The 14,946-nt window shown below is 69.1% G+C and carries 13 protein-coding genes; 10 read left to right on the top strand and 3 right to left on the bottom strand.

Features of this window, described 5'->3' with window-relative positions; translation table 11 throughout:
* Positions 1-51: 51 nt before the first annotated feature.
* Together BLW75_RS30720 and BLW75_RS30715 are read left to right on the top strand one after the other, a co-directional pair.
* Positions 52-1,419 carry a 3' terminal RNA ribose 2'-O-methyltransferase Hen1 gene (locus BLW75_RS30720; protein WP_034305427.1) on the top strand — a complete coding sequence of 456 codons (1,368 nt, stop codon included), beginning with the start codon at positions 52-54 and terminating at the stop codon, positions 1,417-1,419.
* Positions 1,416-3,908: a polynucleotide kinase-phosphatase gene (locus tag BLW75_RS30715; RefSeq protein ID WP_034305430.1), complete on the top strand. Its 2,493-nt coding sequence runs from the start codon at positions 1,416-1,418 to the stop codon at positions 3,906-3,908. Before BLW75_RS30720 ends, BLW75_RS30715 begins: the two co-directional genes overlap by 4 nt.
* Positions 3,909-3,966: 58 nt before the next feature.
* Here the strand turns inward: BLW75_RS30715 and BLW75_RS30710 are convergent, their stop codons facing one another.
* Together BLW75_RS30710 and mca are read right to left on the bottom strand one after the other, a co-directional pair.
* Entirely contained in the window at positions 3,967-4,293 is a 327-nt protein-coding gene (locus BLW75_RS30710; protein ID WP_034305432.1) for a hypothetical protein, read from the bottom strand.
* The gene (gene mca, locus BLW75_RS30705; protein ID WP_034305434.1) at positions 4,290-5,186 is read right to left on the bottom strand and encodes a mycothiol conjugate amidase Mca; all 897 of its coding nucleotides are present in this window, start codon (positions 5,184-5,186) and stop codon (positions 4,290-4,292) included. Before mca ends, BLW75_RS30710 begins: the two co-directional genes overlap by 4 nt.
* A 145-nt stretch (positions 5,187-5,331) precedes the next feature.
* On the opposite strand from mca, the gene BLW75_RS30700 reads away from it, so the two are divergent.
* The 3 genes from BLW75_RS30700 to BLW75_RS30690 all read left to right on the top strand — a co-directional run bounded on the left by BLW75_RS30700 (position 5,332) and on the right by BLW75_RS30690 (position 7,486).
* A complete protein-coding gene (locus tag BLW75_RS30700; protein ID WP_034305436.1) occupies positions 5,332-5,787 on the top strand; it encodes a DUF4307 domain-containing protein in 456 nt (151 codons plus the stop codon).
* Between the two features lie 199 nt (positions 5,788-5,986).
* Complete coding sequence (greA, locus tag BLW75_RS30695) at positions 5,987-6,487, top strand: transcription elongation factor GreA (protein ID WP_016337198.1); 501 nt, start codon at positions 5,987-5,989, stop codon at positions 6,485-6,487.
* Positions 6,488-6,682: 195 nt separating this feature from the next.
* Positions 6,683-7,486 (top strand): MBL fold metallo-hydrolase, encoded by an 804-nt coding sequence (locus BLW75_RS30690; RefSeq protein WP_034305439.1) that lies wholly within the window; start codon positions 6,683-6,685, stop codon positions 7,484-7,486.
* Here the strand turns inward: BLW75_RS30690 and BLW75_RS30685 are convergent.
* Positions 7,483-7,956 carry an Lrp/AsnC family transcriptional regulator gene (locus BLW75_RS30685; protein WP_034305441.1) on the bottom strand — a complete coding sequence of 158 codons (474 nt, stop codon included), beginning with the start codon at positions 7,954-7,956 and terminating at the stop codon, positions 7,483-7,485. The genes BLW75_RS30690 and BLW75_RS30685 overlap by 4 nt on opposite strands.
* A 122-nt stretch (positions 7,957-8,078) precedes the next feature.
* Between BLW75_RS30685 and hppD the strand changes: the two genes are divergently transcribed.
* The 5 genes from hppD to BLW75_RS30660 all read left to right on the top strand — a co-directional run bounded on the left by hppD (position 8,079) and on the right by BLW75_RS30660 (position 14,885).
* Complete coding sequence (gene hppD, locus BLW75_RS30680) at positions 8,079-9,278, top strand: 4-hydroxyphenylpyruvate dioxygenase (protein ID WP_034305918.1); 1,200 nt, start codon at positions 8,079-8,081, stop codon at positions 9,276-9,278.
* Between the two features lie 240 nt (positions 9,279-9,518).
* Positions 9,519-10,076, top strand: coding sequence for a YbaB/EbfC family nucleoid-associated protein (locus BLW75_RS30675; protein ID WP_034305445.1), 558 nt, complete (start codon positions 9,519-9,521; stop codon positions 10,074-10,076).
* A gap of 32 nt (positions 10,077-10,108) precedes the next feature.
* The gene (locus BLW75_RS30670) at positions 10,109-10,423 is read left to right on the top strand and encodes a type VII secretion target (RefSeq protein WP_034305447.1); all 315 of its coding nucleotides are present in this window, start codon (positions 10,109-10,111) and stop codon (positions 10,421-10,423) included.
* On the top strand, positions 10,423-14,448 hold the full coding sequence (locus BLW75_RS30665; RefSeq protein WP_241783233.1) for a hypothetical protein: 4,026 nt from the start codon (positions 10,423-10,425) through the stop codon (positions 14,446-14,448). The genes BLW75_RS30670 and BLW75_RS30665 overlap by 1 nt, the downstream gene beginning before the upstream one ends.
* Positions 14,445-14,885: a hypothetical protein gene (locus BLW75_RS30660; protein ID WP_034305449.1), complete on the top strand. Its 441-nt coding sequence runs from the start codon at positions 14,445-14,447 to the stop codon at positions 14,883-14,885. Before BLW75_RS30665 ends, BLW75_RS30660 begins: the two co-directional genes overlap by 4 nt.
* Positions 14,886-14,946 lie beyond the last annotated feature (61 nt).

The following is a 14,946-nucleotide window of genomic DNA, read 5'->3' as shown; positions in this document are numbered from 1 at the left end:
GCACGCGGAAAAGCGGGCGCGCAGAACGGCCGTCTGCGCGACACTCATCCGGTGCTCTTGACCATGACGACCACCCGGAACCCCGCCACCGACCTGGGCTTTCTCCTGCACAAGCATCCGGAGAAGGCGCAATCCTTCACGCTCTCGGCCGGGACGGCGCACGTCTTCTACCCCGAGGCGTCCGACGAACGCTGCGCCGTCGCACTGCTGGTCGAGCTCGACCCGGTCGAGCTCGTGCGCGGCGGTGGCACGTCGCTGACCCAGTACGTCAACGACCGGCCGTACGCGGGCGGCTCGTATCTGGCGGTGGCGCTGCGGGCGGTCTTCACCACGGCGCTGTCCGGCCGGTGCGCGAACCGGCCGGAGCTGGTCGACGAGCCGTTCCCGCTGGAGATCCGCGTCCCGTCGCTGACCGCGCGCGGCGGCGCGGAGGTCGTCCACAAGCTGTTCGAGCCGCTCGGCTGGCACGTCGAAGCGAAGGCGATCTCGCTCGACCCCGAGTTCCCGCATTGGGGTGATTCCCGCTATGTCGATCTCCGGCTGACCGGGACCCAGCGGGTCGTCGACGCGTTGCGGCACTTGTACGTCCTGCTGCCCGCTCTCGACGGCGACAAGCACTACTGGATCGGACAGGACGAGGCCGACAAGTTGCTGCGCGCCGGTGAGGGCTGGCTCGCGGAGCATCCGGAACGCGACCTGATCACCAACCGGTATCTCGAACGACGCCGTCCGATCGTCTCGTACGCGCTCGCCCGGCTGGCGGAAGCGGACGACGTGCCCGCCGAGGCCGAAGCCCGGGTCACCGAGCTGCCGGACCGGCCCGAACCGCTGGCCGTCCAGCGTCAGGGCAGCGTGCTCGCGGCGCTCCGGGCGGCGGGTGCACGGCGCGTTCTCGACCTCGGTTGCGGCGGTGGCGCGCTGCTGCGCGTGCTCCAGAAGGAGCCCTCGTTCACCGAGATCGTCGGTGTCGACGTCTCCGCGAGCGCGCTCGACATCGCCGAAAAGCGGCTGAAGGACAAGACACGGATCACCCTGAAGCAGTCCGCACTGACCTATGCGGATCCGTCGCTGGCCGGATACGACGCGGCCGTGCTGATGGAGGTGATCGAGCACGTCGACGAGGAGCGCCTGCCCGCGCTGGAGCACGCCGTGTTCGGGGTCGCCGCGCCGCGGACCGTGCTCGTCACGACACCGAACGCCGAGTACAACCGGCACTTCGAATTCCTCGAAGAAGGCCGGTTCCGGCACGCGGACCACCGTTTCGAGTGGACCCGCGAGCAGTTCCGCTCGTGGGCCGACGGCGTCGCGGCACGACAGGGCTACGACGTCCGCCACCTGCCGGTGGGACAGGAGTCCCAGGAATCAGGACCGCCGACCCAAATGGCGGTCTTCACGTCTCGAAAGGAGGCCGTGGCATGAAACTGACCATTCCCGACATGTCCCTCGTCGTGCTCGTCGGGGCCTCCGGCTCCGGCAAGTCGACCTTCGCGCGGACGCATTTCGCGCCCACCCAAGTACTGTCCAGCGACTACTTCCGCGGCCTGGTGGCCGACGACGAGAACGACCAGAGCGCGTCGGCCGCCGCTTTCGACGTGCTCCATTACGTCGCGGCGAAGCGGCTCGAAGCGGGCCGGATCACGGTGATCGACGCGACGAACGTCCAGCGCGCGTCGCGGGCGAGCCTGCTGAAGCTGGCGAAGGAACACGACGTCCTCCCGACGGCGATCGTGCTCGATCTGCCCGTGAAGGTCTGTCACGAACGCAACGAGGCCAGGCCCGACCGCGACTTCGGCGAGCACGTCGTCCGGCGGCAGCGCGGCGAACTCCACCGTTCGCTGAAGTCGTTGGAGCGCGAGGGTTTCCGTCGCGTGCACGTGTTGCGGAGCGACGCCGAGGTCGCCGAAGCGGAGATCGTCGTCGAGCCGCTGCGCAACGACCGGCGCGACCTGACCGGGCCGTTCGACGTGATCGGCGACGTCCACGGCTGCCGGGAGGAACTGGACGAACTGCTCACCGAACTGGGTTACGTCGACGGCGTGCACCCGGAGGGCCGGACCGCGGTGTTCGTCGGCGACCTCGTCGACCGCGGCCCCGACACACCCGGCGTGCTGCGCCGCGTGATGGCGATGGCCGAGGCGGGCAGCGCGCTGGTCGTCTGCGGGAACCACGAGCAGAAACTGGTCCGCGCGCTGAACGGGCGCAACGTCAAGACGACGCACGGTCTCGCGGAGTCGCTGGAACAGCTTTCCGCGCAGGACGAGGACTTCCGTGCCAAGGCGCACGCCTTCTGCGAAGGGCTCATCGCGCACTACGTCCTGGATGGCGGCAAGCTCGTCGTCGCGCACGCCGGCCTGCCCGAGAAGTTCCACGGGCGCGCGTCCGGCCGGGTGCGCAGCACCGCGCTGTACGGCGACACCACCGGCGAGACCGACGAATACGGCTTGCCGGTGCGGCTGCCGTGGGCACGCGACTACCGCGGCAAGGCGATGGTCCTCTATGGACACACGCCGACGCTGGAACCGGAGTGGATCAACGGGACCATGTGTCTCGACACGGGCTGTGTCTTCGGCGGCAAGCTGACCGCTTTGCGTTACCCGGAGCGGGAAGTCGTCTCGGTGAAGGCGAAGAAGGTCTGGTACGAGCCTTCACGCCCGCTCGAACCGGCGCGGCCGCTGGGCGGACGCGAGCCCGCGGTGCTGGAGCTCGGCGACGTCACCGGCAAGCGGATCGTCGAGACGCGGCACCACGGCCGGGTCGGCGTCTCCGCCGAACAGTCGGCGGCGGCGCTCGAGGTGATGAGCCGCTTCGCCGTCGACCCGCGCTGGCTGCCGTACCTGCCGCCGACCATGGCGCCGTGTTCGACGTCCGAGGCGGACGGCTACCTCGAACATCCCGAGGAGGCTTTCGCCGAGTTCCGCGCCGCGGGTGTCGACCACGTCCTGTGCGAAGAAAAGCACATGGGCTCGCGTGCCGTCGTGCTCGTGTGCCGTGACGACGCCGTGGCCCCCGCACGATTCGGGATCCAGGGGCCGGGCGCGGTGTTCACCCGCACCGGGCGGCCGTTCTTCACCCCGGAGGAGAACGCGCGGCTGATCGCCGGGGTGCGGGAAGCGGCGTCGGAACTGTTCGAGGAACTGGACACGGGCTGGCTGTTGCTCGACACCGAGTTGCTGCCGTGGAGCGCGAAAGCGGGATCGCTGATCTCGGGGCAGTACGCGGCCGTGGGCGCGGCGGCCCAAGCCGTGCTGCCCGCCGCCGTCGCCGCACTGGACGCGGCCGCCGCTCGCGGGGTCGACGTGTCGGAACTGGTGGAGCGGACCAGGGTTCGTGAGTCCACTGTGGACGCGTATCGGCAGGCGTACCGGCGTTACTGCTGGCCGACCGACGGCCTCGACGGCGTCCGGCTGGCGCCGTTCCAGATCCTGGCGTCGGAGGGACACGCGTACCACGACCGGCCGCACGAATGGCACCTTTCGCTGCTGGACCGGCTCACCGGTGACCTCTTCACCCGCACACGGACACTGGCCGTGGACACCACCGACCCGGCGTCGGTGGCGCGCGGCGTCGACTGGTGGCTGGAGCTGACCGGCGCGGGCGGCGAGGGCATGGTCGTCAAACCGGCGGCGAACCTGACGCGGGGCGCACGCGGGCTGGTGCAGCCAGGGGTGAAGGTGCGCGGGCGGGAGTACCTGCGGATCATCTACGGGCCCGACTACACGCTGCCGGAAAACCTCTCGCGCCTTCGCAAGCGGGGTCTCAACAGGAAGCGGGCACTGGCGCTGCGCGAGTACGCGCTGGGGCTGGAGGCGCTGGAGCGGCTGGCGCGCGGGGAACCGCTGTGGCGGGTGCACGAATGCGTGTTCGCCGTACTGGCGCTGGAGTCGGATCCGGTCGACCCGCGCCTCTGACGCGCTTCGGCTCGTGAGTGGTAAGGACGGTTCTAACCGTCCTTACCACTCACGAGCGTCAGTCGGACTTGGCGCTCGGTTTCTCCGTCTTCGCGACCGGCTCGCTCTCGGCCTTCGGGGCTTCGGGAGCCTCCTCGGCAGGCGCTTCCGCAGAAGCGGCGGGCTCGTCGAAGCTCTCCGGCAGCCGCTTCAGGTGCTTGGTCATCGACCGCACCAGCAGCGCGACGGCGATCAGGAACAGGATCAGGATCAGGAAACCCACCGGCGAAGACTTGCCGAAGTCCTCACCTTGGCCGCCGTTGTCGCCGTTTCCGGGCTGCTGCGCCAGGAACTGCGACGACACCGTCACCGGGACGACGGCGAACGCCGGCACCACGAAACTCATTGGCCCTCCTTCAAGCCGGCGAACAGATCGTCCTCCGGCAGGGTGCTGTCCACCAGTGAGCGGACCAGCTCGTATTCCTCGGTCGGCCAGACCTCGCGCTGCAGGTCGCGCGGGACGGCGAACCAGCGGCTGTTCGGGTCGATCTGGGTGGCGTGCGCCTTGAGGGCCTCGTCACGCTGCTCGAAGTAGTCGCCGCATTCGACGCGGGTGGTCACCCGCTCCATGACGTCGGCCTTCTCCGGGTCCCACGACTTGAGCCACTCCTCGTACGGCGACTCCAGGCCGCGCGCGAGCAGGGCCTCGTGGAACACCGTCATCCTGGCGCGCGAGAACCCGTGCACGTAATACAGCTTCATCGGCTGCCACGGCTCGCCCGCGTCCGGGTAGCGCTCCTTCTCGCCGGCGGCGTCGAAGGCCGCGACCGAGATCTCGTGCGTGCGGATGTGGTCGGGGTGCGGGTATCCGCCGTTCTCGTCGTAGGTGACGATCACGTGCGGGCGGAACTCGCGGATGACCTTCACCAGCGCACCGGTGGACTCTTCGAGCGGGATGACCGCGAACGAGCCCTCCGGGACCGGGGGCAGCGGGTCGCCCTCGGGCAGGCCCGAGTCGATGAACCCCAGCCAGGCGTGGCTCACGCCGAGGATCTTGGCCGCGCGGGCCATCTCCTCCCGGCGGATCTCGGTCATGTTGGCCACTACCTCGGGACGGTCCATGGCCGGGTTCAGCACACTGCCCGCTTCGCCGCCGGTACAGGTCACGACCATGACCTCGTGCCCTTCGGCGGCGTACCTGGCCATCGTGGCGGCACCCTTGCTCGACTCGTCGTCGGGGTGCGCGTGCACCGCCATCAGGCGGAGGCGTGACTTCGGCGGTTCATTGGCTGCCACCATGCTCCGAACGTCCCCTTCTCGTTCCCTATTCCCCTGCGACCCTGCCTGACGGCCCGCCCGGCCGGGCGCGGATACTCGAGGGGAACCACTCGCATACGACTCCATTGTCCCTGCGAGCACGACGAGACCTACCGGGAGGCCCGGGTTGAGCACGGGACAGGACGCTCCCAGCGCGGAAAGCACCCGGACGGACGTGCCCGAGGACCGCTACGGCAAGACCCGCGCCGCCAAGCCCGCCCGCTGGCGGCGCCTGGTGTTCGGTGTGGTCGCGCTGCTGGTCAGCGGCGGAATCGCCTATGTCGCGTACACGAACTTCGGCAGCGCGCCCATCGAGGGCGAACGCGTCTCGTTCGACGAGAAGCCGGGCGACGCGATGGAGATCACCATCAACGTGACCAGGGACGATGTGAACCGTCCGGGCGTTTGTGTCGTCCGGGTCCGTGACAAGGCGGGCGCGGAGAGCGGCCGTAAAGAAGTCCTGATTCAGCCTGGTTCGAAGAACAGCAGGGTGACAACCACCATCAAGAGCATCGGAAGGCCGGTCACGGCTGATATCTTCGGGTGCTCGTACGACGTACCACGGTACCTGTCAAGGCCATAGCGGCCAACGGGGTGAAACGGGCGCCCAACGCCGAGGCGCGACCGAATTCCACCGGCGGCGATGCCTCGCGCCGTGTTACTCTGATCTACCGGCACGGCCCAAGACGGGCCGTGTTTTTCCTTTATCTCAGCCAGGCCGGCGCGCCATGCCGGCCCGGTGGCCGGCTTGTACACCCAAGCCTGGCAGGCCCTACTAGGAGATGGTGACCGTGAGCGACACAAAGGTGACCTGGCTGACCCAGGATGCCTACGACAGGCTCAAGCAGGAACTCGACCACTACATCGAGCTCCGCCCGGTCATCGCTGCGAAGATCAACGACAGCCGGGAAGAGGGCGACCTCAAGGAGAACGGCGGTTACCACGCCGCCCGCGAAGAGCAGGGCCAGCACGAGGCCCGCATCCGCCACCTCCAGGAGCTCCTCCGCTCGGCCAAGGTGGGCGAGCCGCCCGCCAACGACGGCAGCGCGGGACCGGGCAAGGTCCTCACCGTGCGTTACGACGGTGACGACGAAGACGAGAACTTCCTCTTGGCGACCCGTGAAGAGGGCACCGAGGGCGACCTGGACGTCTACTCGCCGGAGTCCCCGCTCGGCAAGGCGCTGCTCGGCGCCAAAGAGGGCGAGACCCGCGAGTACGAGCTGCCCAACGGCAGCATCCAGAAGGTGACGCTCGTCAAGGCCGTGCCGTACACCGGCAAGTGAGCCACTCCGCGCACCGCTTCGCGGCCGAGTCGATGAAGGGGCGCCCTCCGCACGCAGCGTGAGTTGACTGCGAACCGGCGCCTCTTCGGCGAATTTTCGTCCGCGCGCGAGAAGGAACACTGTGTGCCCGGCCCGATATGGCCGGGCGCGCATACGAGCCGTTAGCGTGACCTCCGGAGAATTCTGGAGGGAACGATGAGCGAGCTACCGATCTGCGTCGCCTGCGGCATGCAGTACGCGGAACCCAGGTCCGACTGCCCGATCTGCGAGGACGAACGTCAGTACGTCCCGCGGGCCGGGCAACGATGGACCGATCTGAACACCGTCCGCGCGAGCGGGACGTACACGGCTCGTATCGAGGAGCAGGGACCCGGCCTCATCGGGGTCGGATCCACTCCCAACTTCGCCATCGGCGAGCGTGCCCTGCTGGTCAAGGCCGAATCCGGCAACTTCCTGTGGGACTGCGCGGGCTTTATCGACGACGATCTGGTCGCGAAGGTCCGCGAACTCGGCGGGATCACCGGCATCGCGATCAGCCACCCGCACTACTACACCACCATGGTCGAGTGGGCCCACGCCTTCGACGTGCCCGTCTACCTGCACGAGGGCGACCGGCAGTGGATCGGGAGGCCGGATCCGGCGATCAAGCTGTGGAGCGGCGCGACCCTCGACGTCGCCCCCGACCTGCGACTGATCAACCTCGGCGTGCATTTCGCCGGCGGGACCGTGCTGCACTGGCCGGGCGGGGAGAACGGCCGCGGCGCGGTGCTCTCGGGCGACATCCTGCAGGTCATCCCCGACCGCCGCTTCGTCGGCATGATGTACAGCTACCCGAATCTGATCCCGGAACGTCCCGAGGTCGTCCGCCGCGCCGCCGAGATGCTCGACCCGTACGAATTCGAGGCGATCTACGGCGCCTGGTGGGACGCGATCATCCGCACCGATGGGCACGAGGCGGTCCAGCGGTCGGCGAAGCGGTACCTGAGCCAGGTCGGCTAGCTCCGCGCCAGCCGTTCCAGCAGCGGCCGTACGCGCGGCGGAACCGGCGTCGACAACGCGATCGACGTCGACGTCCGCCGCACGTACGGCGCGCCGACCACCTCGTCGACCACACGTTGCAGGTCGTCGTTGTTGCGCGCCACCATCCGCACGAAAAGGTCGCCCTGGCCGGTCGTCGCGTAGACCTCGCACACCTCGTCGATCGCGGACAGCGCCTCGGCGACCTCGGCCCGGCGGCCCTGCGCGATCTCGAGGACGGCGAACGCGGTGAGGCCGTACCCCATCGCCGCGAGGTCGAGTTCGGGCGGGAAGCCACCGAGGATGCCGCGTTCGGTCAGCCGGTCCAGCCTGGCCTGCACGGTGCCCCGCGCGACACCGAGGCGGCGGGCGCATTCGAGCACGCCGAGCCGGGGCGAGTCGGTGAGCAACAGCAGCAGCCGCGCGTCCAGCGCGTCGAGTGCTTCCGACATCGGGCCTACCTCCTACACAGGTTGTCCACTTTGACTGCGTCACCCGGTCTCCGACTGGACATAGTGCGCAGTGAAATCTTTGACCGTTGCGCATTTTGTCACGCGCTCGGATGCTTCTGGGCATGACGCACACAGTGGAACCCCAGGGTGCTCTTGACGACGTGAGCTACGACCAGCTGCGTCAGCTCGTCGGCCTCGTCGATCACGACTCTTCGACCGATCCCTTCCCGGTGAAGTCGATGGACGCGGTGGTGTTCATCGCGGGCAACGCCACGCAGACCGCGTGGTTCTACCAGGTCGCTTTCGGCATGCGGCTCGTCGCGTACTCCGGCCCCGAGACCGGGAACTTCGAGCGCAAGTCGTTCGTGCTGAAGTCGGGCTCGGCCCGCTTCGTGATCACCGGCGGCGTCAAGCCCGACTCCCCGCTGCTCGACCACCACCGCCGCCACGGCGACGGCGTCATCGACCTCGCGCTCGAGGTCGCCGACGTCGACCGGTGCATCGAACACGCCCGCTCGCAGGGCGCCACCGTTCTCGAGGAGCCGCACGACGTCTCCGACGAACACGGCACCGTGCGCATCGCCGCGATCGCGACCTACGGCGAGACCCGCCACACGCTGATCGACCGGTCGAAGTACACCGGCGTCTACCTTCCCGGCTACGAGCCGCGCGAGAGCAGCGTCGTCCGCCCGGAAGGCGCGCCGAAGCGGCTGTTCCAGGCCGTCGACCACTGCGTCGGCAACGTCGAACTCGGCAAGATGGACTACTGGGTCGACTGGTACCACCGCGTCATGGGCTTCGTGAACATGGCGGAGTTCGTCGGCGACGACATCGCGACCGAGTACTCGGCGCTGATGAGCAAGGTGGTCTCCAACGGCAACCACCGCGTCAAGTTCCCGCTCAACGAGCCGGCGATCGCGAAGAAGAAGTCGCAGATCGACGAGTACCTCGAGTTCTACGGCGGTGCGGGCTGCCAGCACATCGCGCTGGCCACCAATGACATCGTCGCGACGGTGACCGCGATGCGCGCCGCGGGCGTCGAGTTCCTCGACACCCCGGACTCCTACTACGACGACCCCGAGCTGCGCGCGCGGATCGGCGAGGTCCGGGTGCCGATCGAGCTGCTCAAGGAGCACCGCATCCTGGTCGACCGCGACGAGGACGGCTATCTGCTGCAGATCTTCACCAAGCCGATCGGCGACCGCCCGACGGTGTTCTACGAGCTCATCGAGCGGCACGGTTCGCTCGGCTTCGGCAAGGGCAACTTCAAGGCCCTGTTCGAGGCCATCGAGCGTGAGCAGGAGCGCCGAGGCAATCTTTAACGGCGAGGCGCCATGGGCGCGGCGCCGAGGCAACCTCTGACCCCGGCAGTTCGCAAGGCGTGAAAGGGCTCTTCATCGCACTTCGTGTGGTGAGGGGCCCTTTCACTGCGTGATGGGGCCGACTTCGTCGGCGCTGGGTGGTACACCGGACGGGAACTAAACTTCGAGCACTCCGGAACCGAAGGCTTCTTCGGACCGTCAGTGTGAAGACGTCAGCACGCAGCTTTTGGAAGGGTCCCGATGCCGGACAACGTCGACGCCAGCGAACGAATGGTGGACAACTGGACGAAGCAGATCCAGGAGACCGCCGCGCGCTATCAGGCGATGGCCGCCCGCATGCAGGGCCAGACCGTGACCGAGCGGTCGAAGGACAACACCATCGAGGTCACGATCGACTCGAAGGGCCTGCTCACGAACCTGGTCATCTCCGAAGCCGCGAGCGGCAAACGGATGGCGGAGGTCTCTTCGCAGGTCATGCGCCTCGTCCAGCTCGCGCAGTCCCGGATCCCAGAGCTGCTGCAGGCGGCGATGGCCGAGACGGTCGGAACCACCGACGAGACGGCGAACCGGGTCATCGCGGAGGCGCAGAGCACCTTCCCGGAAGCCCCGCCGGAGGAGAACCTCACCCCGCCGGTTCCCGAGCGGCACCACCGCTTCGGGCCGGAAGAGGAAGAGCCCCCGACGCCGCCGGCGCAGGCGAACTCGCCTCAGAATCCACCTCAGCCGAAGCCGATCCCACGCCGCCGCCGCACACAGGACGACGATGACGACGAGTTCGGCGGCAGCATCCTTTCGTAGACGTCCATCCGGCCTGGTAGAGGGGAGAAACCATGGCAGGCAAGGGTTATGAGCTCGGCGCCGACCTCGACGCGCACGCCAAGCAGATCGACGGCATCGCCGACGGCCTGCGCACGGCGGTCGACGCCGCGCAGCAGGTGAGCATGCCGACCGACGCGTACGGCATCATCTGCCAGCCGTTCCGGATGATGCTCGACCCGGTCGAGGAGTTCGGCATCAACGCGCTGAACAAGGCCGTCGAGGCCGCGATGGCGGTGGCGAACAACGTGCGGTCCGCGTCGAACGCCTACCAGACGCAGGACGAGAACTTCGCCGCCGAATTCAAGAACGTGCAGGTACCTGACTGATGCCCGAGGGAAACCCGCTCGTCGCGAAGGCACCGACCGATGGCGACGGCCCCGGACCGCTGACGGCAGGGAACAGCGAGTACGGCTACGCGGCGGGCATCGGCGTCGCCGAGTCGGCCATGGACGCCTTCAACGGCATCTCGAACGGTGACTGGATCGGTGGCGGGCTCGGTGTGCTGAGCCTCGCCGGCGAGATGGCCAGCGCCGCGATCGACCCGTTCGGCTACCTGATGTCGTCGGTGGCGTCGTTCCTGATGGAACACATGCAGCCGCTGAAGGACATGCTGGACGCGGTCGCCGGCGATCCGCCGGTCATCCAGTCATACTCCGAAACCTGGGGCAACGTCGCCAAGAAACTGGAAGACACCCAGGTCGAGTTCTCGAACGCGGTCAAGAACGGCACGTCCGGCTGGACGGGCGACGCGGCCGACCAGTACCGCAAGCAGGCCGCGGAACAGGCCGAGGCGATCAGCGGCGCGGCGACGGTCGCGGGCGGGATCAGCACCGTCGTGATGATCTTCGGCGAGATCGTCGCGTTCGTCCGCGAGTTCATCCGCCAGCTGATCGCGGACGCGGTCGGCAAGCTCATCGCATGGGTCATGGAGACGGTGTTCTCCCTGGGCTTCGGCACCCCCGTGGTGGTCGCGCAGGCCGTCACCGCGATCGCCAAGTGGGCCGCGAAGATCGCCGACAAGCTCAAGGAACTCTGCGACGCGATGCGGCGGGTCTCGCCGCTGCTGGGCAAACTGGTCGACGTCTTCGAGAAGATCATCAAGATCTTCGGCAAGATCGCGGGCAAGGTCACCGGCCTCGACGTCATCAACACCAAGAACATCAAGCCGGGCGGGTTCGTCCAGCGCGGCGGCAGCGGCGGCGGATCCGGCGGGACCGGCGGTGGCGGCTCGGGCTCCGGCGACGGCCCGGACGGCGACGGCTCAGGTTCCGGCGACGGCCCGGACGGCGACGGCTCAGGTTCCGGCAGTGGCGACGGTTCCGGCAGCGGCTCCAACGGCGACAACTCCGGGGGCAACTCGGGCGATACCGACAGCGGTCCCAACGACGGCTCCGGCGGCAATTCCGGCGATACCGACAGCGGTCCCAACGACGGCTCCGGCGGAGACACCAGCGGTTCGGGCTCGAACGGCGGATCCAGCGGAGACACCCCGTCGAACACCACTCGTGGCGGAGACGGTGGCGGCTCGTCCCCCCGCTCCGACGGCGGCTCCCCCAACCGTACCGGCGACGGACCGTCCACTTCGGACGGAAATCCCGCCGGCGGTGATGGTTCCCCCAGCACCGCCCGTTCCGACACGTCGACGCCGCACACCCGGTCCGACGGTGGCGCTCCTGGAGATTCCGCCACCCCGAACCGCGCGTCAGATGGCGGTTCGCCCACCCCGAACCGCGCGGACACCGGCGGATCGCCCGCCCCGCACACGCGGACGGACACCGGCGGCTCGCCCAGCCACACTCCCGACGGCGGCTCCCCCGCACCACACACCCGCACTGACGCCGGCGGCTCCCCGAACCACAACCCTGACGGCGGCTCGCCCGCTCCGCACACGCGGACGGACAGCGGAGGTTCCCCGAGCCACACTCCCGACGGCGGTTCGCCCGCACCACACACACGGACGGACACAGGCTCCCCGAGCCACACTCCCGACGGCGGCTCCCCGGCACCACACACCCGCGCGGACACCGGCGGCTCGTCCAGCCACGCCGGCGACGGCGGCGGCTCGCCCCGGACACACGGCGGTGACGGTGGCGGCTCGCCCACCCCTCGGTCCGACCCGTCGCCCGGCCACCACGGCGGCAACGACGGCGGCAGCCCCACCCGGCCGACCGACAGCGGAACGACGACCAGCGGCACCGCGCCCACGGCACCGCGACTCGGCGACGCCGGCCCGTCCCACCTGCCTTCGCAGCGCGGCGGTCCCGGTGGCGACGCCTCGCACGGTGTCCCGCCGCAGGGCCAGCCGATGACCGGCGGTATGCCTCCGCAAGGCGCTCCGGGTGGCACGCCCGGCGGCACCCCGGGTTCGCCCGGCGGCAGGCCGCAGGGTGGCGGCTGGACGGGAACGCCCGGTTCTCCGCGCACCCCGGACACGAACGCCCCCCGCACACCCGACACCCACACCGGCCCCAGCCGCGGTCCCGGCCAGACCGGTCCCGGCGGACGGCCGAACCAGCCTCAGCCGGTCGCCCGGGGCAACGACTTCGGTCCCGGCGCCCAGCCGCACACCGGCGCGCCGGGCACGCACGGCCCCGGCAACCGGCCCGGCGGCACGGGTCCCGGCAACACCGGTCCGGGCGGCCGCGGCCCCGGTGGGCATTCCGGGCCGCCGCATTCGCCGGACGGTCACGGCCCCGACGGGCACGGACTGCGCCAGGACCCGAACGGTCATCCCGACGGCACACCGCACGACCGCGCGCCCGACGGCGAGCCGGATCGTCCGCTCACGCCGGACGAGGTCAACCAACGGCATTCCGAGAGCACTCCTGCGGGCAGCTCGTACCACCGCGGCGACTCGGACATGGGCGACCTGCCGCACCGGGTCCAGCCGGATCCGGACGGCCGCTACACCGTCGACGTGCACGTCACGCCGGACGGGCACGCCCGTATCGGCAACCGCACCTACACCCCGGAAGAGTTCGCGGACATCCTGCGGCGCAACGGGGATTACGACGGCCGCCCGATCCGCCTCATCGGCTGCGACGCCGGCTCGAACGACTTCGCACGCCGCCTGTCGCGGGAACTCGACACCGAGGTGATGGCGCCGAGCAAGCCGGCGTGGACCGACTCGAACGGCCGCGTCTTCTCGTCCGACTACGAGATCGGCCCCGACGGGCGCCCCCGGCCCAAGATCCCGCCGAACGGCGAATGGGACGTCCACAGCCCCGACGGCACCGCCCGCCGGGCGAGCGACGACGGCTTCACCCCGGACACCTCGCACGCGGACAAGCAGGACGTGGACGCCGACAGCGCCCAGAGCCGCGGCGACGGCGACGACGCCGGTCATCCGCCGTACGACGACGTTCCCAAGCCCCGGACGATCAGCCGCGACTCGCCGGAGTTCAACGAGCGGTTCGCCACCTGGGACCGCGGGGCCGACTCGGACTTCTCGGGGCCGCGGGATCGTGTGGGCGGCGGGCACGATCCGATCGACTCGCCCAAGGTCATCGAGGACGTCCACCCGCGCACCCGGAACCGCCAGCCGGATCCCGAAGGGGTTCCGCAGGCTCTGCGCGGGGAAAAGCCGCTGGCGATGAACGCCGAGTACAAGGTGGAGTACAAGAACGGTGCCACCAGCCGGTTCTTCACCGACGACACCGGCAGGGTGACGCACGTCGAGACGACGCTGCCGACGTCGAAGCCCTTCCACAACCCCGACCTGCGCTACCCCCTGCAGCCCAACACGCAGTACCGGGTCCCCAACTTCCACGACCCGAGCAAGCACTGGACCTTCGAAGTCGGTGACAACGGGAAGCCGAGCGCGATGACCGGCGATCCGGTCTTCAAGGGGAAACACGACGACTTCCGCGACGACACGTCGCAGGGCAGGTCGGGCAAGGAAGGCAAGGCGGCCTACCAGGATCACCCGGTGTACCAAGACAAGTACGCGCACGTCGAATGGGCGGGCGGGCATTTCTCGGCGCATGAGATGGGTGGCCCGGGCGAATACGTCAACATGCATCCGCAGATGGCCGCTTCCAACAGTGGCCACTACAAGGACGGCTGGATCCATGACGCGTCCTGGCGGGCGCAAGAGGCGGAGCTGGGCAAGTTCGCCGACGTGCCCGGCCAGAAGATCGAGAACTATCAGGTCCGGATGGAAGGCGACAGCAACGGCATCCCGGAGAACGTGACCATGCGCTGGCAGGAAGTCGTCTACGCGGTCGACAGTCGGGGTGAGCTTCTCCCCGGGCCGGTCGAGGTGTCGCGGGTGACCAGGCAACGCGACTTCCCGAATGATCCTTCCAAGGTCAATTACGGCCCGGACACCCATTACGGAGCGAACTCATGACGGACGAGCTGACCACCGGTATCGCGTCCGCGCTGACGGAGGCCGCGCCGGACGGCTGGGCGAAGATCAGCCTCACCGTGTCCGCGACCGTGCTGGCCTACGACTACGCCACGGAGATCCGGCTGGCCGACGGGCGGAGCGGTGACATCGACCTGCCCGCCGCGGTGCGCGGCGGTTTCCGCGAACTGCGGACCCGGATGTACGAACCAGGTCGCGGAACGTGGTTCTCGGCGAAGCTCGTGCTGACGTCCGGTGCGGCACCCGAGTTCACGTTCAACTTCGACGAAGACCCGAACTGGTGGCCGCCGTTGCATCCGACCACCTTCACCCGCGACCTGGAAGCCTTCCCGCGGAACGAGGAACACGTGCCGCAGTGGTTGCGGGATTTGGTCGCCCAAGGCGTACAACTGGAGCAGGAACGGGAAACACCGGCCTGAACCCGCACCGTGCCATGATGGGTCGCCGCTACCGAGGCGGTGACCACGAGGAGGTTTTACC

The organism is Amycolatopsis lurida, from assembly GCF_900105055.1.
GTDB lineage: Bacteria > Actinomycetota > Actinomycetes > Mycobacteriales > Pseudonocardiaceae > Amycolatopsis > Amycolatopsis lurida.
Note: the sequence above shows the minus strand (reverse complement) of the source record. Positions and strands in the feature narration are given on the sequence as shown.